This is a genomic window from Enterobacter sp. AG326 (assembly GCF_004362415.1).
Classification (GTDB): domain Bacteria; phylum Pseudomonadota; class Gammaproteobacteria; order Enterobacterales; family Enterobacteriaceae; genus Enterobacter; species Enterobacter asburiae.
In genome coordinates this window covers 1-20857 of record NZ_SNXG01000014.1, presented here as the reverse complement: position 1 = coordinate 20857, position 20857 = coordinate 1, and the positions used below count along the sequence as shown (strand labels likewise).

General features: G+C 56.8%; 19 protein-coding genes and 1 riboswitch. Of the genes, 7 read left to right on the top strand and 12 right to left on the bottom strand.

Annotated features, from left to right (window positions below):
• Positions 1-50 precede the first annotated feature (50 nt).
• Positions 51-4274, top strand: coding sequence for a DNA-directed RNA polymerase subunit beta' (rpoC, locus tag DFO52_RS22365; RefSeq protein ID WP_029741888.1), 4224 nt, complete (start codon positions 51-53; stop codon positions 4272-4274).
• 114 nt (positions 4275-4388) lie between these two features.
• Here rpoC and DFO52_RS22360 read toward each other — a convergent pair whose 3' ends face one another.
• The 10 genes from DFO52_RS22360 to DFO52_RS22315 all read right to left on the bottom strand — a co-directional run bounded on the left by DFO52_RS22360 (position 4389) and on the right by DFO52_RS22315 (position 13174).
• Positions 4389-4706 carry a PTS lactose/cellobiose transporter subunit IIA gene (locus DFO52_RS22360; protein ID WP_033146992.1) on the bottom strand — a complete coding sequence of 106 codons (318 nt, stop codon included), beginning with the start codon at positions 4704-4706 and terminating at the stop codon, positions 4389-4391.
• Positions 4706-5014 (bottom strand): PTS sugar transporter subunit IIB, encoded by a 309-nt coding sequence (locus tag DFO52_RS22355; RefSeq protein WP_023334100.1) that lies wholly within the window; start codon positions 5012-5014, stop codon positions 4706-4708. The genes DFO52_RS22360 and DFO52_RS22355 overlap by 1 nt, the downstream gene beginning before the upstream one ends.
• 180 nt (positions 5015-5194) lie before the next feature.
• Positions 5195-6736, bottom strand: coding sequence for a sensor domain-containing diguanylate cyclase (locus DFO52_RS22350; RefSeq protein WP_133551225.1), 1542 nt, complete (start codon positions 6734-6736; stop codon positions 5195-5197).
• Positions 6737-7073: 337 nt separating this feature from the next.
• Positions 7074-8201, bottom strand: a complete 1128-nt coding sequence (gene thiH, locus DFO52_RS22345; RefSeq protein WP_133551224.1) for a 2-iminoacetate synthase ThiH — start codon at positions 8199-8201, stop codon at positions 7074-7076.
• A complete protein-coding gene (thiG, locus tag DFO52_RS22340) occupies positions 8198-8968 on the bottom strand; it encodes a thiazole synthase (RefSeq protein ID WP_023334103.1) in 771 nt (256 codons plus the stop codon). The genes thiH and thiG overlap by 4 nt, the downstream gene beginning before the upstream one ends.
• 1 nt (position 8969) lies before the next feature.
• Positions 8970-9170, bottom strand: coding sequence for a sulfur carrier protein ThiS (gene thiS, locus DFO52_RS22335; protein WP_023309972.1), 201 nt, complete (start codon positions 9168-9170; stop codon positions 8970-8972).
• A complete protein-coding gene (gene thiF, locus DFO52_RS22330) occupies positions 9154-9909 on the bottom strand; it encodes a thiazole biosynthesis adenylyltransferase ThiF (RefSeq protein WP_133551223.1) in 756 nt (251 codons plus the stop codon). The genes thiS and thiF overlap by 17 nt, the downstream gene beginning before the upstream one ends.
• On the bottom strand, positions 9896-10537 hold the full coding sequence (thiE, locus tag DFO52_RS22325) for a thiamine phosphate synthase (RefSeq protein ID WP_047059539.1): 642 nt from the start codon (positions 10535-10537) through the stop codon (positions 9896-9898). Before thiE ends, thiF begins: the two co-directional genes overlap by 14 nt.
• On the bottom strand, positions 10537-12432 hold the full coding sequence (gene thiC / locus DFO52_RS22320) for a phosphomethylpyrimidine synthase ThiC (RefSeq protein ID WP_133551222.1): 1896 nt from the start codon (positions 12430-12432) through the stop codon (positions 10537-10539). Before thiC ends, thiE begins: the two co-directional genes overlap by 1 nt.
• A 78-nt stretch (positions 12433-12510) precedes the next feature.
• A riboswitch (TPP riboswitch) is annotated at positions 12511-12622 on the bottom strand.
• A 54-nt stretch (positions 12623-12676) separates the two neighbouring features.
• A complete protein-coding gene (locus tag DFO52_RS22315; protein WP_047647034.1) occupies positions 12677-13174 on the bottom strand; it encodes an Rsd/AlgQ family anti-sigma factor in 498 nt (165 codons plus the stop codon).
• 95 nt (positions 13175-13269) lie between these two features.
• Here DFO52_RS22315 and nudC point away from each other — a divergent pair, with 95 nt between their 5' ends.
• From nudC to DFO52_RS22285, 6 genes are all read left to right on the top strand, one after another.
• Positions 13270-14043: an NAD(+) diphosphatase gene (gene nudC, locus DFO52_RS22310; RefSeq protein WP_121425952.1), complete on the top strand. Its 774-nt coding sequence runs from the start codon at positions 13270-13272 to the stop codon at positions 14041-14043.
• A 38-nt stretch (positions 14044-14081) separates the two neighbouring features.
• The gene (gene hemE, locus DFO52_RS22305) at positions 14082-15146 is read left to right on the top strand and encodes a uroporphyrinogen decarboxylase (protein ID WP_029742041.1); all 1065 of its coding nucleotides are present in this window, start codon (positions 14082-14084) and stop codon (positions 15144-15146) included.
• A gap of 9 nt (positions 15147-15155) precedes the next feature.
• Positions 15156-15827 carry a deoxyribonuclease V gene (gene nfi / locus DFO52_RS22300; RefSeq protein ID WP_023309979.1) on the top strand — a complete coding sequence of 224 codons (672 nt, stop codon included), beginning with the start codon at positions 15156-15158 and terminating at the stop codon, positions 15825-15827.
• Between the two features lie 41 nt (positions 15828-15868).
• Positions 15869-16459, top strand: coding sequence for a YjaG family protein (locus DFO52_RS22295; RefSeq protein WP_029742042.1), 591 nt, complete (start codon positions 15869-15871; stop codon positions 16457-16459).
• Between the two features lie 186 nt (positions 16460-16645).
• A complete protein-coding gene (hupA, locus tag DFO52_RS22290; RefSeq protein WP_002445246.1) occupies positions 16646-16918 on the top strand; it encodes a nucleoid-associated protein HU-alpha in 273 nt (90 codons plus the stop codon).
• Positions 16919-16929: 11 nt separating this feature from the next.
• Complete coding sequence (locus tag DFO52_RS22285; protein WP_133551226.1) at positions 16930-17622, top strand: DUF1481 domain-containing protein; 693 nt, start codon at positions 16930-16932, stop codon at positions 17620-17622.
• Between the two features lie 49 nt (positions 17623-17671).
• Here DFO52_RS22285 and purD read toward each other — a convergent pair whose 3' ends face one another.
• On the bottom strand, positions 17672-18964 hold the full coding sequence (gene purD, locus DFO52_RS22280) for a phosphoribosylamine--glycine ligase (RefSeq protein ID WP_029742044.1): 1293 nt from the start codon (positions 18962-18964) through the stop codon (positions 17672-17674).
• Between the two features lie 15 nt (positions 18965-18979).
• On the bottom strand, positions 18980-20569 hold the full coding sequence (purH, locus tag DFO52_RS22275) for a bifunctional phosphoribosylaminoimidazolecarboxamide formyltransferase/IMP cyclohydrolase (RefSeq protein ID WP_133551221.1): 1590 nt from the start codon (positions 20567-20569) through the stop codon (positions 18980-18982).
• Positions 20570-20857: the final 288 nt, after the last annotated feature.

The window sequence follows — 20857 nt, the reverse complement described above, 5'->3', positions numbered from 1 at the left end:
CGGGTTAACCCCCGGCACCAGATTGTGCTAACTCCGACGGGAGCAAATCCGTGAAAGATTTATTAAAGTTTCTGAAAGCGCAGACTAAAACCGAAGAGTTTGATGCGATCAAAATTGCTCTGGCTTCGCCAGACATGATCCGTTCATGGTCATTCGGTGAAGTTAAAAAGCCGGAAACCATCAACTACCGTACGTTCAAACCTGAGCGTGACGGCCTTTTCTGTGCGCGTATTTTCGGGCCAGTAAAAGATTACGAGTGCCTGTGCGGTAAGTACAAGCGCCTGAAACACCGTGGTGTGATCTGTGAGAAGTGCGGCGTTGAAGTGACCCAGACTAAAGTGCGTCGTGAGCGCATGGGCCACATCGAGCTGGCGTCTCCGACCGCTCACATCTGGTTCCTGAAATCTCTGCCGTCCCGTATCGGTCTGCTGCTGGATATGCCGCTGCGCGATATCGAACGCGTTCTGTACTTCGAATCTTATGTGGTTATCGAAGGCGGGATGACGAACCTGGAACGTCATCAGATCCTGACTGAAGAGCAGTATCTGGACGCGCTGGAAGAGTTCGGTGACGAATTCGATGCGAAGATGGGTGCGGAAGCTATTCAGGCCCTGCTGAAGAGCATGGATCTGGAGCAAGAGTGCGAGCAGCTGCGTGAAGAGCTGAACGAAACCAACTCCGAAACCAAACGTAAAAAGCTGACCAAGCGTATCAAACTGCTGGAAGCGTTCGTTCAGTCTGGTAACAAACCAGAGTGGATGATCCTGACCGTTCTGCCGGTTCTGCCGCCAGATCTGCGTCCACTGGTTCCGCTGGATGGTGGTCGTTTCGCAACGTCCGATCTGAACGATCTGTATCGTCGCGTTATCAACCGTAACAACCGTCTGAAACGTCTGCTGGATCTGGCTGCGCCGGACATCATCGTACGCAACGAAAAACGTATGCTGCAGGAAGCGGTAGATGCCCTGCTGGATAACGGTCGTCGCGGTCGTGCGATCACGGGTTCTAACAAGCGTCCTCTGAAATCTTTGGCCGACATGATCAAAGGTAAACAGGGTCGTTTCCGTCAGAACCTGCTCGGTAAGCGTGTTGACTACTCCGGTCGTTCTGTAATCACCGTAGGTCCATACCTGCGTCTGCATCAGTGCGGTCTGCCGAAGAAAATGGCACTGGAGCTGTTCAAACCGTTCATCTACGGCAAGCTGGAACTGCGTGGCCTGGCCACCACCATCAAAGCCGCTAAGAAAATGGTTGAGCGTGAAGAAGCTGTCGTTTGGGATATCCTGGACGAAGTTATCCGCGAACACCCGGTACTGCTGAACCGTGCACCAACCCTGCACCGTTTGGGTATCCAGGCATTTGAGCCAGTCCTGATCGAAGGTAAAGCTATCCAGCTGCACCCGCTGGTTTGTGCGGCATATAACGCCGACTTCGATGGTGACCAGATGGCTGTTCACGTACCGCTGACGCTGGAAGCCCAGCTCGAAGCGCGTGCGCTGATGATGTCTACCAACAACATCCTGTCACCAGCGAACGGTGAACCTATCATCGTTCCTTCTCAGGACGTTGTATTGGGTCTGTACTACATGACCCGTGACTGTGTTAACGCCAAAGGCGAAGGCATGGTGCTGACTGGCCCGAAAGAAGCTGAGCGTATTTATCGCGCTGGCCTGGCCTCTCTGCATGCGCGCGTTAAAGTGCGTATCACCGAATACGAAAAAGATGAAAACGGCGAATTCGTTGCGAAAACCAGCCTGAAAGACACGACCGTTGGCCGTGCCATTCTGTGGATGATCGTACCGAAAGGTCTGCCTTTCTCCATCGTCAACCAGGCGCTGGGCAAGAAAGCGATCTCCAAAATGCTGAACACCTGTTACCGCATTCTGGGTCTGAAGCCGACCGTTATCTTCGCTGACCAGACAATGTATACCGGCTTTGCTTATGCAGCGCGTTCAGGTGCATCTGTTGGTATCGATGACATGGTCATCCCAGAGAAGAAACACGAGATCATCTCTGAAGCGGAAGCCGAAGTTGCTGAGATTCAGGAGCAGTTCCAGTCTGGTCTGGTTACCGCGGGCGAACGCTATAACAAAGTTATCGATATCTGGGCAGCGGCGAACGATCGTGTATCCAAAGCGATGATGGATAACCTGCAGACCGAAACCGTGATTAACCGTGACGGCGTAGAAGAGCAGCAGGTTTCCTTCAACAGCATCTACATGATGGCCGACTCCGGTGCGCGTGGTTCCGCAGCACAGATTCGTCAGCTGGCAGGTATGCGTGGTCTGATGGCGAAGCCAGATGGCTCCATCATCGAAACGCCAATCACCGCGAACTTCCGTGAAGGTCTGAACGTACTCCAGTACTTCATCTCCACGCACGGTGCTCGTAAAGGTCTGGCGGATACCGCACTGAAAACAGCTAACTCCGGTTATCTGACGCGTCGTCTGGTTGACGTTGCGCAGGATCTGGTTGTGACCGAAGACGATTGTGGCACCCTCGAAGGTATCACCATGACCCCGGTTATCGAGGGTGGTGATGTTAAAGAGCCACTGCGCGATCGCGTTCTGGGTCGTGTAACCGCGGAAGACATTCTGAAGCCGGGTACTGCAGACATTCTGGTTCCACGCAACACGCTGCTGCACGAGCACTGGTGTGACCTGCTGGAAGCGAACTCTGTTGACTCCGTGAAAGTACGTTCCGTTGTATCCTGTGACACCGACTTTGGTGTATGTGCGCACTGCTACGGTCGTGACCTGGCGCGTGGCCACATCATCAACAAAGGTGAAGCAATCGGCGTTATCGCGGCACAGTCCATCGGTGAGCCGGGTACACAGCTGACGATGCGTACGTTCCACATCGGTGGTGCGGCATCTCGTGCGGCTGCTGAATCCAGCATCCAGGTGAAAAACAAAGGTAGCATCAAGCTCAGTAACGCGAAGTCTGTTGTTAACTCCGCTGGCAAGCTGGTTGTGACCTCTCGTAACACCGAGCTGAAGCTGATCGACGAATTCGGTCGTACCAAAGAGAGCTATAAAGTGCCTTACGGTGCGGTTATGGCGAAAGGTGATGGCGAGCAGGTTGCCGGCGGTGAAACCGTTGCAAACTGGGATCCACACACCATGCCGGTTATCACCGAAGTAAGTGGTTTCATCCGCTTCACTGACATGATCGACGGCCAGACCATTACTCGTCAGACCGACGAGCTGACCGGTCTGTCTTCTCTGGTGGTTCTGGATTCTGCTGAACGTACTACCGGTGGTAAAGATCTGCGTCCTGCACTGAAAATCGTTGATGCTCAGGGTAACGACGTTCTGATCCCGGGTACCGACATGCCTGCGCAGTACTTCCTGCCGGGTAAAGCGATCGTTCAGCTGGAAGATGGCATTCAGATCGGTGCGGGTGATGCTCTGGCGCGTATTCCACAGGAATCCAGCGGTACCAAGGACATCACCGGTGGTCTGCCACGCGTTGCGGATCTGTTCGAAGCACGTCGTCCGAAAGAGCCTGCAATCCTGGCTGAAATCAGCGGTATCATCTCCTTCGGTAAAGAGACCAAAGGGAAACGCCGTCTGGTTATCACTCCAGTAGATGGCAGCGAACCGTACGAAGAGATGATTCCGAAATGGCGTCAGCTCAACGTGTTCGAAGGTGAACGTGTAGAACGCGGTGACGTGGTTTCCGATGGTCCAGAAGCGCCGCACGACATTCTGCGTCTTCGTGGCGTACACGCGGTAACGCGTTACATCACCAACGAAGTGCAGGACGTTTACCGTCTGCAGGGCGTTAAGATTAACGATAAGCACATCGAAGTTATCGTTCGTCAGATGCTGCGTAAAGCAACCATCGAAAACGCAGGCAGCTCCGAGTTCCTGGAAGGCGAGCAGGTTGAATACTCACGCGTCAAGATTGCTAACCGCGATCTGGAAGCGAACGGCAAAATCGGTGCGACCTTCTCGCGCGATCTGCTGGGTATCACCAAAGCGTCTCTGGCAACCGAGTCCTTCATCTCTGCAGCATCGTTCCAGGAAACGACTCGTGTCCTGACCGAAGCCGCTGTTGCTGGTAAGCGTGATGAACTGCGCGGTCTGAAAGAGAACGTCATCGTGGGTCGTCTGATCCCAGCTGGTACCGGTTATGCGTACCATCAGGATCGTATGCGTCGTCGTGCTGCGGGCGAACTGCCAGCTGCACCGCAGGTGACTGCTGAAGATGCATCCGCGAGCCTGGCAGAACTGCTGAATGCAGGTCTGGGCGGTTCCGACAACGAGTAATCGTTGATGCCCGGTGATGAATATTACCGGGCATGTGCCTCGTAGGTCGGGTAAGCTCAGGCCACCCGACAATAAAAAACCCGCCTCGGCGGGTTTTTTTACATCTGTAGGTTATCAGTTTACCAACGGGATCCGACGATAAAGCTCAATCATATCGCCCGCCAGATCCTGAATGACCATCGCGTTCATCAGGTGATCCTGAGAGTGGACGGTGATCAGGTTAACCGGAAGCTTCCCGGTCCCTTCGTCAAAACCGATAAGCTGAGTCTGGATCGTGTGCGCATGCTTCACATATTCGCGCGACTCTTCCATCGCTTTTTCTGCTTCGTCAAACTCACCTTTACGCGCCATCTGTAACGCCGTCAGGGCCGCACTACGCGCCGCGCCTGCGTTGACCAGCAGTTCCATGATCGTGGTTTCTAAGTCTTCCATTATGACTCCAGAAGTTTGAGCGCTTTTTCCAGTACGGCATCGCCTTTCATCATGCCGTAATCCATCATGTCGATCACCGCGACCTTTTTACCCAGCGGCTCGGCCTGCGCCTGAAGTTTCGCCTGCTCGTATTTAACCTGTGGCCCCAGCAATACGATGTCGGCCGTCGCGATGTTGTCTTTAAACTCGGCAACCGGAACGGCTTTAATGGTGACTTCAACCCCTTTTTTCTGCGCGGCGTCTTTCATACGTTGAACCAGCATGCTGGTTGACATTCCCGCTGCACAGCATAAAACGATGTTCTTCATAATCAGCCTCGATCTACATGTGTTTATTGATAATTATCCCGTGCAGAGCGCTTCAACAACCGGTTTACCGCGATTGTGTGTCAGGCATCACAAAGAAACCGGTGATTTTCTGAAACCGGTTACAATTTTACATTGTCGGATACCCGGCCCGTGGAAACGGGCAGGGTGAAAGAGGGAGGATTAGCTGATGGACGTTCGGTTAATGCGGTTTTTGCCCTGCTGTTTGGCGCTGTAGAGGGCGTTATCAACGCTTCCGACAAATTGCTCCAGCGGTTCAAAATGCCACTCCCCAAGACCGCCGCTGAACGTAACCCGCAGGTTTTCTTCTCGCCAGACGCGTTTTTCAACTGCGGTACGCCAGGCTTCCAGCAATGAGAGCGCAGACGTCATCTGCTCAGCCTGGAAAATTACCGCAAACTCTTCTCCACCGTACCGGTAAAGCGAGACGTGATGTGGCTGCATAATCTGGATCCCTTCGCGGGCCACGTTGCGCAGAACGATATCACCGGTCAGGTGGCCCAGCGTGTCGTTAATCGACTTGAAGTTATCAATGTCCACCAGCGCCATCGCGAAGGGCTGCTGGGCATTCAGCAGCTCCGCGATATCACTATCGAACGCGCGGCGGTTTTTACAGCCCGTCAGCGCATCGTGAGTGGCCTGGCGCACATAGGCCATCTCACGCTCTTTATTGGACTGGATAGTATGGCTCAGCATCGCTTCCAGGCGTGGCGCCTCGCTGACGTCGCCGGTTTTGATGGCATTGATAATGTGCATCAGCACGGTACGCGAGGCGTGGCGAAGGTATAAGCCGAAGAGGATGATGATAATGGCCGCCAGCGCAAACCCCCAGCCAACAATCGTTGTTTCGTGGCGGGTGATATCGGTGAGCGTCTCGCCAGAGACCCGGTAGATGATAAACCAGTCCGGATTGGTAAATGAGTAGTAGTAATACCAGGCGTTGCTTTTTTTGTCGTAAAGGTGGCCTTCGCCGCTGGTCATTTTGTCCATCAGCGCTTCGCTCACGTACTGTTTGAAGAGCGCGCCTGTATCCGGGTGAAGCACAACGGCGCCGTCGCGTTCAACGACGAAGAATTCTCCCTGAACGGGCGCCACCATCTGACGCAGTGTAAAGCCCATTGACGTCAAGTCGAGATGAAACGCGATCGTTCCCTTCAGTCTGCCTTCGGGTGAAATTAAGGGTTTATAAAGTGTGACCGTCGGATGGCCGGTGAAGTAGTCCATGTACGGGCGAGTATAGTGGCTGAAGATACTGGCTTCGGCCTGCGCGATAAACCACGGCCGCGTCCGGGGATCGAAGGTTTTACTCTTCTCCGTGGGGAGTACTTCCGGTGCGCGGAGATAATGCCCCTGCGTGTCCGCCAGCGAGATGGAGGATACGGTCGGCATCAGGTTTTGCAAATGCATCATCATCTGCAGCCCCTGCGTCGGGTTAACGTTGAGCGTCTCGTTTAGCCTGTCGTCGCGGGCAAAGTACATCGCGGAACGGCCCAGGATATAGTCGTTTTCACGCAGGATAGACTCGGTGTAGTTCACCGCCAGGTTGTGCGTGAAATTGCTGTTGATCTGGTGATAATCCTCAAGAAAATCTTTTCGTTGCGAAAGCGTCACCGCGATCGCGATCACCGCAAAACTGCAGAGGATCCCCGCGAAGCTGAGCATGATTGGCCGGGTAAAAGAGAGCTTTTTGCTGTGAAGTGCCATGAGCTGTACATCGTTCCTGATGGTGAATACTTTTCGTCTGCCGATATCCTCTCAGCATAGTCGCTGTCCTGCGGTTAGCGGTGAATTATACGGCACACGATTTCTGGCGGGATGATTTATCTTAAGAACCATTAAGAAAATACTTATTCAACTTGCCAGGAGCCGTTTGTGCAATGAACCAGAGGCAGGGCGAAACGAGGAAGAAGCTTTTCGCCCTGGTCAGCATCCGTTGCTGACCGTGTGACAATAAAAAACCGGACGATCGCTGGCAACCACCCGGTTTTGCCTTTTCGTAGCGGCTCGACAATTTTTTATGGTGTTGCAGTGCGTTTCAGCGTCATTGCGAGGCTCTTCCCAGCCAGCTGTCCCAGTCTTTCCAGACAGGCTGGAGACCCTGGGCCGTCAGGGCTGCGGCGACCGCTTCCGGACGTCGTCCGTCATGGGGCACAAACTGCTCCAGCTCCGGACGATCGTCGGCGTAGCCGCCAGGCTGCGTTTTGGAAAACGCGCTGACGTTGTTAATCGCAAGCGGGATAACGCGATCGCGAAACGCCGGGGACTCACGCGTTGAGAGCGATAATTCCACTTCCGGGGCGAGCAGGCGAAACGCACAGATGGTCTGCACCAGCTGGCGTTCATCCATCAGCGAAGCTGGTTCAATCCCTCCCGCGCAAGGTCTAAGGCGCGGGAAGGAGACGGAATAACGGCTCTGCCAGTAGTGCTGCTGAAGCCACAGCAAATGTTCCGCCACCATGTAACAATCCACCCGCCAGCTGTCAGAGAGCCCGATCAGCGCGCCCAGACCGATTTTGTCGATGCCCGCGCGACCCAGCCTGTCCGGCGTTTCCAGCCGGAAAAAGAAGTCCTGTTTCTTGCCCTTCAGGTGGTGCCGGGCGTACGTCGCCTCGTGGTAGGTTTCCTGATAGACCATGACCCCGTCCAGCCCGAGGGTTTTGAGCTCCGCGTACTCCTCCTGCGCCAGGGGCTGCACTTCCATCTGCAGCGACGCAAACTGACGACGAATGGCGGGAAGGTGGTGACGGAAATAGTCCATTCCCACCTTTCCCTGATGTTCGCCCGTGACCAGCAGAAGATGTTCAAAGCCCATTTCACGAATAGCCGCGCACTCGCGGGCAATCTCACCTTCATCGAGCGTTTTACGCTTGATGCGGTTGCTCATGGAAAAACCGCAGTAGGTGCAGTCATTGGCGCACAGGTTTGAGAGATAAAGCGGCACGTAGAAGCTCACCGTATTGCCAAAACGCTGGCGGGTGAGCCGCTGTGCTCGCTGGGCCATCGGTTCGAGGTATGCGCTGGCCGCCGGGGAGAGCAGAGCCATCAGATCCTCGCGGGTCAGATGGCGGGCATTCAGCGCGCGCTCCACGTCAGCCGCCGTTTTGCTGTTGATGCGCAGGGCAATGTCGTCCCAGCTAAGCTGCCGCCAGCGCTCGGTAAACGTGCTCATGAGATCGCCTCCAGAAAACCGGTCAGCGGGCTGGTGGCCTGGGCCTGGAAACTGCGCGAGCCGGGGCCGGACTCCCTTGCCAGCAGGCCAGCCTCTACGGCCATGCGGAACGCACGCGCCATCATGACCGGATCGTCGGCAACCGCGATGGCCGTGTTGACCAGCACCGCGTCGGCACCCATCTCCAGCGCCTGCGCGGCATGGCTGGGCACGCCGATGCCCGCATCAACCACCACCGGCACGGTAGCCTGCTCAATAATGATTTCCAGCATCGCGCGGGTTTCCAGCCCCTGGTTGGAGCCAATGGGGGCGCCCAGAGGCATGACGGCGGCGCAGCCGACCTCTTCCAGCCGTTTGCACAGGACAGGGTCGGCGCCGCAGTAAGGCAGGACGGTAAACCCTTGCTGCACCAGCTTTTCAGCCGCTTTCAGCGTTTCGATGGGGTCGGGGAGCAGCCAGCGGGCGTCAGGATGAATTTCCAGCTTCAGCCAGCGGGTGCCGAGCGCCTCGCGGGCCAGCTGCGCGGCGAAAATCGCCTCTTCGGCCGTTTTGGCACCGGAGGTGTTGGGCAGCAGCGTGACGCCAGCCTCCAGTAAAGGCGCGAGAATGGCGTCGCTATGATGACGTAGATCCACGCGCTTGAGCGCCAGCGTCACCAGCTGGCTGCCGCTTTCGCGAATGGCATCCACCATCAGCTGCGGCGAGGCGAATTTTCCGGTTCCGGTAAACAGATGTGAATCAAAGACTTTATCGGCAATACGTAACATCTCAGCCCCCTGCGATAACCTGAAACAGCAGGATCTGGTCGCCGTCATTGACCTGCTGATGTTCCCACTGCTCGCGCGGCAGGATCTGTTGATTGAGCGCCAGCGCCGTTCCCGGCTTCAGCTGACGCAGCTTGTCGAGCAGTACCGCAACGGTGAGCCCGTCGTCGCATCTCATCGGCTCATCGTTAAACAGAATGCGCATCGCGACCTCCGCATACCGGGCAGCGTCTGGCGCGGTGTAACGCCAGATGGCGCCAGCCGCTGGAACGGGCATCAAACAGCCGCAGCGTATTGCGTTCCGTCTCCATGCCGCTGAGCAGCTTGATGGCTTCCAGCGCCTGCATTGTGCCCATTACGCCGACCACCGGACCAAGAATGCCCGCCGTACGGCAGTTGCGTGCCGGCTCTGCATCATCCGGCCACAGGCAGCGATAGCAGCCCTGCGACCACGGTGGGGTCAGGACCATCATCTGCCCGCCGAAACCCACCGCGCTGGCGGTGATAAGCGGCGTATTATTTGCCACGCAGGCGGCGTTAATCGCCTGGCGCGTCGCCATGTTGTCCGTGCAGTCCAGCACCACGTCGGCAAGGGCGACCTCACGGCGCAGGTTTTCACCGCTGAGCCGATCCTGCAGGGCAATCAGCGCGATATCCGGGTTGAGCTGGTTCAGGCGCTGCCGGGTAATTTGCGCTTTTGGCTGGTTGATATCCTCGGTGGTGAAGAGGATTTGTCGCTGCAGGTTGCTGAGGTGAACCTCGTCGTCGTCGGCCAGCACCAGCGTACCGATACCTGCACCAGCCAGATAAAGCGCGGCGGGCGCGCCTAGCCCGCCCAGACCGACAATCAGTACCCGGCTGGCGAGCAGCTTTTGCTGCCCGTCGATGGCGATATCTTCCAGCAGGATCTGACGGCTGTAGCGCATAAAATCACGATCGTTCATCACCCGCTCCTGCCAGCTGTAACAGCTGTTCGGTGGCGAACCGCCAGTCTGCGGCCTGGGTGATGGCGCTGACGACGGCGATACTGCCGACGCCGGTCTCCAGCACCGCCGGGGCGCGTTCAAGGCTGATTCCGCCAATGGCGACGGTAGGGTAATCGGCAAGGCGTTTAACGTGACTCGCCAGCTGCGTCAGACCCTGCGGTGCGGAGGGCATCTGCTTGGTTTGCGTCGGGAAGACGTGGCCCAGCGCGATGTAAGAGGGACGGGCCGCCAGCGCCACGTCGATCTCCATGTCATCGTGCGTTGAAACGCCAAGACGCAACCCGGCTTCGCGGATAGCGCTCAGATCCGTTGTTTCCAGATCCTCCTGACCCAGGTGCACGCCGTACGCCTGGTGCTTAACGGCCAGCCGCCAGTAATCGTTGATAAACAGACGGGCATCGTAGCGACGCCCAAGCGCGATGGCGGCAGCCACATCGGCTTCCACCTCGTCATCGCGTTTATCCTTGATGCGCAGCTGGATCGTTCGAACGCCTGTCTCCAGCAGGCGCTCTATCCACTCCACGCTGTCCACCACCGGATAGAGCCCTAAACGGTAGGGGACGGGCGGGAAATCGGGCTTATACATTACGCCTCCTCTTTTTTGAGGTAGATTTCGCCGCCTCTGGCGCGGAAGGTTTCAGACATGTCCGCCATCCCCACTTCAATGGTCTGCGCGGCGGCGTAGTCGCGCACCTCCTGGCTGATTTTCATCGAGCAGAACTTCGGCCCGCACATAGAGCAGAAGTGCGCGACTTTGCCTGATTCCTGCGGGAGGGTCTCGTCGTGATAGGCGCGCGCGGTGAACGGGTCCAGCGCCAGGTTGAACTGGTCTTCCCAGCGGAATTCGAAGCGCGCCTTCGACATGGCGTTATCGCGGATTTGCGCGCCCGGGTGGCCCTTGGCCAGATCCGCCGCGTGGGCGGCAATTTTGTAGGTGATCAGCCCCTGCTTCACGTCCTCTTTGTTTGGCAGGCCGAGGTGCTCTTTCGGCGTCACGTAGCAGAGCATGGCGCAGCCGAACCAGCCGATCATCGCCGCCCCAATGCCTGACGTGAAGTGGTCATAGCCCGGCGCAATATCTGTGGTCAACGGCCCCAGGGTATAGAACGGCGCTTCGTGGCAGTGCTCCAGCTCCTCGGTCATGTTGCGGCGGATCATCTGCATCGGCACGTGGCCCGGGCCTTCAATCATCACCTGCACGTCATACTCCCAGGCGATTTTGGTCAGTTCGCCCAGCGTGTGCAGCTCGGCAAACTGCGCTTCGTCGTTGGCGTCGCGGATCGAGCCCGGGCGCAGACCGTCGCCCAGCGACAGAGAGACATCGTACGCGGCGCAGATTTCGCAGATCTCGCGGAAGTGCTCGTAGAGGAAGTTTTCCTGATGATGTGACAGGCACCACTTCGCCATGATGGAACCGCCGCGCGAGACGATGCCGGTCAGGCGCTTCGCGGTCATCGGCACGTAGCGCAGCAGCACGCCCGCGTGAATGGTGAAGTAGTCCACGCCCTGCTCGGCCTGCTCCAGCAGCGTGTCGCGGAACGCTTCCCAGGTGAGGTCTTCGGCAATGCCGTTGACCTTTTCCAGCGCCTGGTAAATCGGGACGGTGCCAATCGGTACCGGGCTGTTACGCAGGATCCACTCGCGGGTTTCGTGAATATAGCGGCCGGTGGAGAGGTCCATTACCGTGTCCGCACCCCAGCGCGTGGACCAGACCAGCTTTTCCACCTCTTCTTCAATGGAGGAGGTGACGGCCGAGTTACCGATGTTCGCGTTGACCTTCACCAGGAAGTTGCGGCCGATAATCATCGGCTCGGATTCCGGGTGGTTGATGTTGGCAGTGATAATCGCGCGGCCTGCGGCCACTTCGTCACGTACAAACTCCGGCGTGATGTTCTCCGGCAGGCGAGCGCCAAAGCCTTCACCCGGATGCTGATAGCGCAGCACTTCGCTACGGATGCGCTCGCGACCCATGTTTTCGCGGATGGCGATGAACTCCATTTCCGGCGTGACGATGCCCTGGCGCGCGTAGTGCAGCTGGGTCACGCATTTGCCCGCCTTAGCGCGTTTTGGCGTCAGCAGGCCGGTAAAGCGCAGCTCGTCCAGGCCGTCGTCGGCCAGGCGCTCTTTGGTGTAGGCAGAGCTGAGTACGCTCAGTTCTTCGCAGTCGTTGCGCGCATCAATCCACGGCTGGCGCAGCTTAGCCAGACCCTGCTGGACGTTGATGGCAACATCAGGGTCGCCGTACGGGCCGGAGGTGTCATACACCGGCACGGCTTCGTTGTCTTCATACTGCGGGTTATCTTTGCTGCCGCCGATAAGCGTCGGGCTGAGCTGTATTTCGCGCATTGGGACGCGGATATCGGCCTGTGAGCCGGAAATATAGATGCGTTTCGAGTTCGGGAAAGCGGTGCCTTCCAGCGTGTCGATGAAGTGTTGGGCCTGTGCGCGCTGTTCGCGGCGGGTCAGTTTTGCAGTAGACATAGCTCATTCCAAAAGTGAAGGACATGGCTTGTCAGACGACGGATGAAGCAAGAGAGGATCGCCCTCAGGCGATACAACAGCAGTGTGACTCTTGTTCCCTTCGCAGGTATTAGCCTGATCAGGTTCCGCGGATCCCGAATTAACGGTCTCAGCCCGCGCTTTCAGGCGCTGGGCACTCCGACAAGAAAAATCCCCCTCGTGAGAGGGGCGAATGGTTGTAAATTACTCGTTAACGATGAAGAACTCAAGCAGGGCGCGCGACGTTCTCTTCGCTACTGATGTTCAAATCATTGTCCAGAACGAGGGCGATCAGCTTATCTTCCAGCGTGAATCGCTCTTCCAGCGCTTCACCGAGGTCGGATAGCGCCCGCTGGAACTCAAGATAGTTATCGTGATCGATAGCGTTCTCGAGCGCGGAATCATAGTAATCCATGATCTGCTGGGTGTTGGCTTCCAGCAGCGGATAGAGCTTGCTGGCCGCTAAATACGGCGTTGTCCCTTCCATTTCGCGGATAATGCGTTCATAAATATTGAAATGGCCGTCGGACAGATAGTCGACCAGGCCCTGACAAAAATCATCCAGCGCTTTTTCATTCAGTCGCATAAACGATTCTTTGCCAGGCTTAATACCGACCAGATTGTAATAAGCCACGAGTAGATGCTTGCGTACATGTAGCCAGCGATCCACCAGTTTGTTATTTCCTCTAACGCGCTCAGTCAGGCTTTCCAGCTGGTTTAACATGGTCGACTCCGCAAAATGTAGGATTGAATCTGCTTATCCAGAATGTAACCACAATGCTAACAACATGTCAGTGAAGCGAAGGTAGTGCAATAGATATGGATCGTATTATTGAAAAATCAGATCTTGGTTGGTGGATCGTCAGTCACGAACAAAAATTATGGCTTCCTGCCGGGGAAATTCCCTATGGCGCAGCTGAGGCGTTCGATCTCGTTGGCCAGCCAGCGCTACAGATCGGCGAGTGGCAGGGTGAACCCGTGTGGTTGATCCAACAGTCCCGCCGCCAGGATATGGGATCCGTGCGCCAGGTGCTGGATCTGGACGTAGGGCTGTTCCAGCTTGCGGGGCGCGGCGTGCAGCTGGCCGAGTTTTACCGCTCGCATAAATACTGCGGCTACTGCGGTCATACCATGCGCCCGAGCAAAACCGAGTGGGCGATGCTCTGCAGCCACTGCCGCGAACGCTACTATCCGCAGATTGCGCCGTGCATTATCGTCGCTATCCGCCGGGAGGATTCCATCCTGCTGGCTCAGCATACCCGCCATCGCAACGGCATTCACACCGTGCTGGCCGGCTTCGTCGAAGTGGGCGAAACGCTGGAGCAGGCGGTGGCGCGCGAGGTAATGGAGGAGAGCGGAATCAAAGTGAAGAACCTGCGCTACGTCACCTCCCAGCCGTGGCCGTTCCCGCAGTCGCTGATGACGGCATTTATGGCCGAATACGACAGCGGCGAGATCGTTATCGACCAGAAAGAACTTCTGGACGCGAACTGGTATCGCTACGACGATTTACCGCTGTTGCCTCCGCCGGGCACCGTGGCGCGTCGGCTGATAGAAGATACCGTGGCGATGTGTCGGGCCGAGTATGAGTAGTGTTACACTGAGGCCATGACGCTTAAGGAACTGCAAAAATGACCGAACTGAAGAACGATCGTTATCTGCGTGCGCTGCTGCGCCAGCCCGTTGATGTCACCCCGGTGTGGATGATGCGCCAGGCGGGACGCTATCTCCCAGAGTACAAAGCCACGCGCGCGCAGGCGGGCGATTTTATGTCGCTGTGCAAAAACGCCGAGCTGGCCTGTGAAGTGACGCTCCAGCCGCTGCGCCGCTTCCCGCTGGATGCTGCGATCCTCTTCTCGGATATTTTGACCATTCCGGATGCAATGGGCCTTGGCCTGTACTTCGAAACCGGTGAAGGCCCGCGTTTCACCTCCCCAATCAAAAGTAAAGCCGACGTGGATAAGCTGCCGATCCCCGATCCGGAAGGCGAGCTGGGCTACGTGATGAACGCCGTACGCACCATTCGCCGCGAGCTGAAAGGTGAAGTGCCGCTGATTGGCTTCTCCGGCAGCCCGTGGACGCTGGCGACCTATATGGTGGAAGGGGGCAGCAGCAAAGCCTTCACCATGATTAAAAAGATGATGTACGCCGAGCCGCTGGCCCTGCATGCGCTGCTCGACAAGCTGGCGAAGAGCGTCACCCTCTACCTGAACGCGCAGATTAAGGCTGGTGCGCAGTCGGTGATGATTTTCGATACCTGGGGCGGCGTGCTGACCGGGCGCGATTATCAGCAGTTCTCCCTGTATTACATGCACAAAATCGTCGACGGCCTGCTGCGTGAAAACGAAGGCCGCCGCGTGCCGGTGACGCTGTTCACCAAAGGCGGGGGTCAGTGGCTGGAAGCGATGGCGGCAACCGGCTGCGACGCGCTGGGCCTCGACTGGACCACCGATATTGCCGATGCCCGCCGCCGCGTGGGCGACAAAGTGGCGCTGCAGGGCAATATGGACCCGTCCATGCTCTATGCGCCGCCAGCCCGTATTGAAGAAGAAGTGTCGACTATACTGTCTGGTTTCGGCCAGGGTGAAGGCCATGTCTTTAACCTCGGCCACGGTATTCATCAGGATGTGCCGCCAGAACACGCAGGCGTATTTGTGGAGGCGGTGCATCGGCTTTCTGCCCAGTATCACAAATAAGGAGTGATTATGGATCTCGCGTCGCTACGCGCTCAACAAATCGAACTGGCCTCATCGGTGATCCGCGAGGATCGTCTGGATAAAGATCCTCCGCAGTATATTGGCGGAGCAGACGTCGGATTCGAGCAGGGTGGGGAAGTGACGCGAGCGGCGATGGTGGTACTGAAATACCCTTCGCTTGAGCTGGTGGAGTACAAGGTAGCGCGTATCGCGACCACCATGCCGTACATTCCGGGCTTTCTCTCCTTCCGCGAATATCCCGCGCTGCTGGCAGCGTGGGAGCAACTCTCGCAAAAACCTGACCTGCTGTTTGTCGATGGACACGGTATCTCACACCCGCGCCGTTTAGGCGTTGCCAGCCATTTTGGGCTGCTGGTGGATGTGCCGACCATTGGCGTCGCCAAGAAACGCCTGTGCGGCGCGTTTGAACCTCTTTCTGCCGAGCCGGGCGCGCTGGCGCCGCTTATCCATAAAGGTGAGCAGCTAGCGTGGGTCTGGCGCAGCAAGGCTCGGTGCAACCCGCTCTTTATCGCTACCGGGCACCGGGTGAGTATGGATAGCGCCCTGGCATGGGTGCAGCGCTGCATGAAGGGCTACCGCTTGCCGGAGCCGACGCGCTGGGCAGATGCCGTGGCCTCTTCGCGTCCGGCTTTTGTTCGTTGGCAGGAAATTCAGCGATGATTCAGGTAAACTGCGCCTAATTTTCGATTCGAGAGATCATCATGCTACAAAACCCGATTCACCTGCGCCTTGAGAAAGTTGAAAGCTGGCAGCACGTGACGTTTATGGCTTGCCTGTGCGAGCGCATGTATCCCAACTATGCCGCGTTCTGTAAGGAGACGGGCTTTGGTGATGGCCATATCTACCGCCGCATTCTGGATTTGATCTGGGAAACGCTGACGGTGAAAGACGCGAAGGTGAACTTCGACTCCCAGCTGGAAAAGCTGGAAGAGGCGATTCCGGCTGCGGATGATTTTGACCTGTACGGTGTCTACCCGGCGATTGATGCCTGCGTGGCGTTAAGCGAACTGCTCCACTCCCGTCTGAGCGGTGAAACGCTGGAGCACGCTATTGAAGTCAGTAAGGCATCTATTACGACCGTCGCGATGCTGGAAATGACCCAGGAAGGTCGCGAGATGACCGACGAAGAGCTGCGTGCGAACCCGGCCGTTGAGCAAGAATGGGACATTCAGTGGGAAATTTTCCGCCTGCTGGCAGAGTGCGAAGAACGCGATATTGAGCTGATAAAAGGGCTGCGCGCGGACTTACGAGAGGCTGCTGAGAGCAATATTGGTATAATTTTTAACCAATGAGACAAGAAAACTTGAGATAACGCCCGTTTTGTCGCTCCTCGACTCTTCCCTTTCGCCCCTTGTCTGGTCTACATTTGGGGGGCGAAAAAAAGTGGCTATCGGTGCGTGTATGCAGGAGAGTGCTTTTTTGGCATTTTCGTCGCACTCGATGCTTAGCAAGCGATAAACACATTGAAAGGATAACTTATGAACAAGACTCAACTGATTGATGTAATTGCGGACAAGGCTGATCTGTCTAAAGTGCAGGCTAAAGCTGCTCTGGAATCTACCCTGGCTGCTATTACTGAGTCTCTGAAAGAAGGCGATGCTGTGCAACTGGTTGGTTTCGGTACCTTCAAAGTGAACCACCGCGCTGAGCGTACTGGCCGCAACCCGCAGACCGGTAAAGAAATCAAAATCGCCGCAGCTAACGTGCCGGCATTTGTTTCTGGTAAAGCACTGAAAGACGCTGTTAAGTAAGATGCGTGGCAGTGAACAGTTTTAGCGAAGGGGCGGTAACGCCCCTTTTGTCTTTCTGGCGTGGAACGCTCGCGCTGGCTGGCATGCTGCTGCTGTCCGCCTGCAGCCACGACACCTCCCTGCCGCCGTTTACGGCCAGCGGTTACGCGGACAACCAGGGGGCGGTCAGGATCTGGCGCAAAGATTCCGGCGGCGAAGTGCATCTGCTTTCTACCTTCAGCCCGTGGCATAACGGCAATACGTCGACGGCGGAATATCGCTGGCAGGGAGATGACCTGTCGCTGATTGAACTGAACGTCTACAGCAAGACCCCCGAACACGTGAAAGTGCGTTTTGACGACCATGGCGAGCTGAGCTTTATGCAGCGCGAAGTCAGCGGTCAAAAACAGCAGCTTTCCAGCGATCAAATCGCCCTCTACCGTTATCGTGCCGAACAAATCCGCCAGACCAGCGATGCGCTTCGTCTGGGACGCGTTGTGCTGCGCCAGGGGCGCTGGCATGCCGATGGGACGGTGACAACCTGCGAAGGACAGACGGTCAAGCCCGAGCTCGAATCCTGGGCAACAGAACACATACAACGTCGTCAGCGTCATTCATCAATGGAAGTGAGTGTGGCGTGGCTGGAAGCGCCGGAAGGCTCTCAGCTGCTGCTGGTGGCGAACGAAGACTTCTGCACCTGGCAGCCGACAGAGAAGAGTTTTTGATTTAAGTTCCCTCTCCCTTGAGGGAGAGGGTTAGAGTGAGGGGGTGAAATTACTCGCCCTGCTCACGCGCAATCGCACGATAACCGATATCCTGACGGCTAAAGCTGCCGTTCCAGTGAATATCCGCCATCAGCGCATAGGCGCGTTTCTGCGCTTCTGCCACGGTATGGCCCAGCGCGGTTGCACACAGCACGCGTCCGCCGTTGGTGAGGACGCGATCGTCGTCAGCCAGCTTCGTACCCGCATGGAACACCTTCGCACCTTCAATCTCTTCCAGCGGCAGGCCGTGGATTTCATCCCCGGTGTTGTAGTTGCCCGGATAACCACCTGCAGCAATCACCACGCCCAGAGACGCACGCTCGTCCCACTCTGAGGTTTTCTCGTCGAGCTTGCCTTCGCAGGCTGCCAGACACAGTTCCACCAGATCGGATTTCATGCGCAGCATGATGGGCTGCGTTTCCGGATCGCCAAAGCGGCAGTTGAATTCGATGACCTTAGGGTTACCCTGCTTGTCGATCATCAGACCCGCATAGAGGAAACCGGTGTAGGTGTTGCCTTCCGCCGCCATCCCTTTCACGGTTGGCCAAATGACGCGATCCATGGTGCGCTGGTGTACTTCATCAGTCACTACCGGAGCAGGGGAGTAAGCGCCCATTCCGCCGGTATTCGGGCCGGTATCGCCATTACCCACGCGCTTGTGGTCCTGGCTGGTGGCCATCGGCAGAACGTGTTCGCCGTCGACCATCACGATAAAGCTCGCTTCTTCACCGTCGAGGAATTCTTCGATCACGATGCGGTGGCCCGCATCGCCAAAGGCGTTGCCCGCCAGCATATCCTGAACCGCAGCTTCGGCTTCTTCTAGGGTCATCGCGACGATAACGCCTTTACCTGCGGCCAGACCGTCGGCCTTGATAACAATCGGCGCGCCTTTTTCACGTAAATAGGCCAGGGCTGGCTCCACTTCGGTGAAGTTCTGATATTCCGCCGTCGGGATGTTGTGACGCGCGAGGAAATCTTTGGTGAAGGCTTTGGAGCCTTCCAGCTGCGCGGCGCCTTCCGTTGGCCCGAAGATGGTCAGACCCGCCGCGCGGAACGCATCCACCACGCCAATCACCAGCGGCGCTTCCGGGCCGACGATGGTCAGATCGATTTTCTCGCTCTGGGCAAAGCTCAGCAGCGCCGGGATATCGGTCACGCCGATAGCCACGTTTTGCAGCGCGGGTTCCAGCGCGGTACCGGCGTTGCCCGGTGCTACGAAGACTGTTTTCACCAGCGGAGACTGCGCCGCTTTCCACGCCAGAGCGTGCTCGCGTCCGCCGTTACCAATCACTAATACTTTCATTTTCTGCTCCGGGAATTAATGGCGGAAGTGGCGCATGTCGGTGAAGATCATCGCAATGCCGTGTTCGTCGGCAGCGGCAATCACTTCGTCGTCGCGAATTGAGCCGCCAGGCTGGATCACACAGGTAATGCCCACTGCAGCCGCCGCGTCGATACCGTCACGGAACGGGAAGAAGGCGTCAGAAGCCATGGCGGAGCCTTTTACTTCCAGACCTTCATCGCCTGCTTTAATGCCCGCGATTTTCGCGGAGTAAACGCGGCTCATCTGGCCTGCGCCTATCCCGATGGTCATGTTCTCTTTCGCGTAGACGATGGCGTTGGATTTGACGAACTTCGCGACCTTCCAGCAGAACAGCGCGTCACGCAGTTCCTGTTCGGTCGGCTGACGTTTGGTTACCACGCGCAGGTCGGCTTCTGTCACCATACCCAGATCGCGGTCCTGAACCAGCAGGCCGCCGTTCACACGCTTGAAGTCCAGGCCCGGCACGCGTTCTGCCCACTGGCCGCAAACCAGCACGCGTACGTTCTGTTTTGCCGCGGTGATTTTCAGCGCTTCTTCGGATGCGGATGGCGCGATGATCACTTCAACGAACTGGCGGGAGATGATGGCCTGTGCGGTTTCAGCATCCAGCTCGCGGTTGAAGGCGATAATGCCGCCGAACGCGGAGGTCGGGTCGGTTTTGTAGGCGCGATCGTAGGCGTCCAGAATAGAGGTGCTCACGGCAACGCCGCATGGGTTCGCATGCTTGACGATAACGCAGGCCGGCTCGCTGAACTCTTTCACGCATTCCAGCGCGGCGTCGGTGTCGGCAATGTTGTTATAGGAAAGGGCTTTACCCTGAACCTGCTGAGCGGTCGCAACAGAGGCTTCTTTTACCTCTTCTTCTATATAGAAGGCTGCCTGCTGGTGGCTGTTCTCGCCGTAACGCATATCCTGCTTCTTAATGAAGTTCAGGTTCAGGGTGCGCGGGAAGCGGCCAGAAGGATCTTTGCTTTCACCGTGGTAGGCAGGCACCAGGCTACCGAAGTAGTTGGCGATCATGCTGTCGTACGCCGCGGTGTGCTCGAAGGCTTTGATGGCGAGGTCGAAACGCGTTTCCAGAGTCAGTGACCCTTCGTTGGCATCCATCTCATTAATAATGGTGTTGTAATCGCTGCTCTTTACGACGATGGCCACATCTTTATGGTTCTTGGCCGCGGAGCGCACCATGGTTGGGCCGCCGATATCAATATTCTCTACGGCATCTTCCAGAGAACAGCCTTCGCGGGCTACGGTCTGGGCAAACGGGTAGAGGTTAACGACAACCATGTCGATTGGGGCGATGTCATGCTGTTCCATAATGGCGTCGTCCTGACCGCGACGGCCAAGAATACCGCCGTGCACTTTCGGGTGCAGAGTTTTGACGCGTCCATCCATCATTTCCGGGAAACCGGTGTAATCGGACACTTCGATTACCGGCAGACCTTTATCTGCTAACAGGCGAGCGGTACCGCCTGTAGAAAGCAGCTCCACACCGCGTGCGGAAAGTGCCTGAGCGAATTCGACGATACCGGCTTTATCAGAAACACTGAGCAGAGCGCGGCGGACTGGACGACGTTGTTGCATGGTAAATCCCCTGGATTTCACGATTACAGAGAGCGTTAGATGAATTTTCCTGCGAAAAACTCATCTAACACACCTGACGGGGCATCCTTATTAAGCGCGAGCATTTTAACGAAAACGTTTGCGCAACGCTCGCACATTTTCACTTTTTCGTATCATTGTGGATAAGTCTGTGTGTAAAAAGGTATAAGGCGGGGTTTTGCTGTGGAATGCAGCAGTCAGTCATTTTTCTGTCATTTAGCGGTTGCGGCCTGCTGAGAACTCCCTATAATGCGCCTCCATCGACACGGC

Excerpts from the sequence above, each read along its gene's own strand:
- nfi (WP_023309979.1), top strand. The coding sequence starts at position 15,156 with ATGGATCTCGCGTCGCTACGCGCTCAACAAATCGAACTGGCCTCATCG.
- DFO52_RS22360 (WP_033146992.1), bottom strand. The coding sequence starts at position 4,706 with ATGGAAGACTTAGAAACCACGATCATGGAACTGCTGGTCAACGCAGGC.
- DFO52_RS22350 (WP_133551225.1), bottom strand. The coding sequence starts at position 6,736 with ATGGCACTTCACAGCAAAAAGCTCTCTTTTACCCGGCCAATCATGCTC.
- thiC (WP_133551222.1), bottom strand. The coding sequence starts at position 12,432 with ATGTCTACTGCAAAACTGACCCGCCGCGAACAGCGCGCACAGGCCCAA.
- thiS (WP_023309972.1), bottom strand. The coding sequence starts at position 9,170 with ATGCGCATTCTGTTTAACGATGAGCCGATGAGATGCGACGACGGGCTC.
- thiH (WP_133551224.1), bottom strand. The coding sequence starts at position 8,201 with ATGAGCACGTTTACCGAGCGCTGGCGGCAGCTTAGCTGGGACGACATT.
- DFO52_RS22355 (WP_023334100.1), bottom strand. The coding sequence starts at position 5,014 with ATGAAGAACATCGTTTTATGCTGTGCAGCGGGAATGTCAACCAGCATG.
- nudC (WP_121425952.1), top strand. The coding sequence starts at position 13,270 with ATGGATCGTATTATTGAAAAATCAGATCTTGGTTGGTGGATCGTCAGT.
- hupA (WP_002445246.1), top strand. The coding sequence starts at position 16,646 with ATGAACAAGACTCAACTGATTGATGTAATTGCGGACAAGGCTGATCTG.
- thiG (WP_023334103.1), bottom strand. The coding sequence starts at position 8,968 with ATGTTACGTATTGCCGATAAAGTCTTTGATTCACATCTGTTTACCGGA.
- thiF (WP_133551223.1), bottom strand. The coding sequence starts at position 9,909 with ATGAACGATCGTGATTTTATGCGCTACAGCCGTCAGATCCTGCTGGAA.
- DFO52_RS22295 (WP_029742042.1), top strand. The coding sequence starts at position 15,869 with ATGCTACAAAACCCGATTCACCTGCGCCTTGAGAAAGTTGAAAGCTGG.
- DFO52_RS22315 (WP_047647034.1), bottom strand. The coding sequence starts at position 13,174 with ATGTTAAACCAGCTGGAAAGCCTGACTGAGCGCGTTAGAGGAAATAAC.
- thiE (WP_047059539.1), bottom strand. The coding sequence starts at position 10,537 with ATGTATAAGCCCGATTTCCCGCCCGTCCCCTACCGTTTAGGGCTCTAT.
- hemE (WP_029742041.1), top strand. The coding sequence starts at position 14,082 with ATGACCGAACTGAAGAACGATCGTTATCTGCGTGCGCTGCTGCGCCAG.
- purH (WP_133551221.1), bottom strand. The coding sequence starts at position 20,569 with ATGCAACAACGTCGTCCAGTCCGCCGCGCTCTGCTCAGTGTTTCTGAT.
- purD (WP_029742044.1), bottom strand. The coding sequence starts at position 18,964 with ATGAAAGTATTAGTGATTGGTAACGGCGGACGCGAGCACGCTCTGGCG.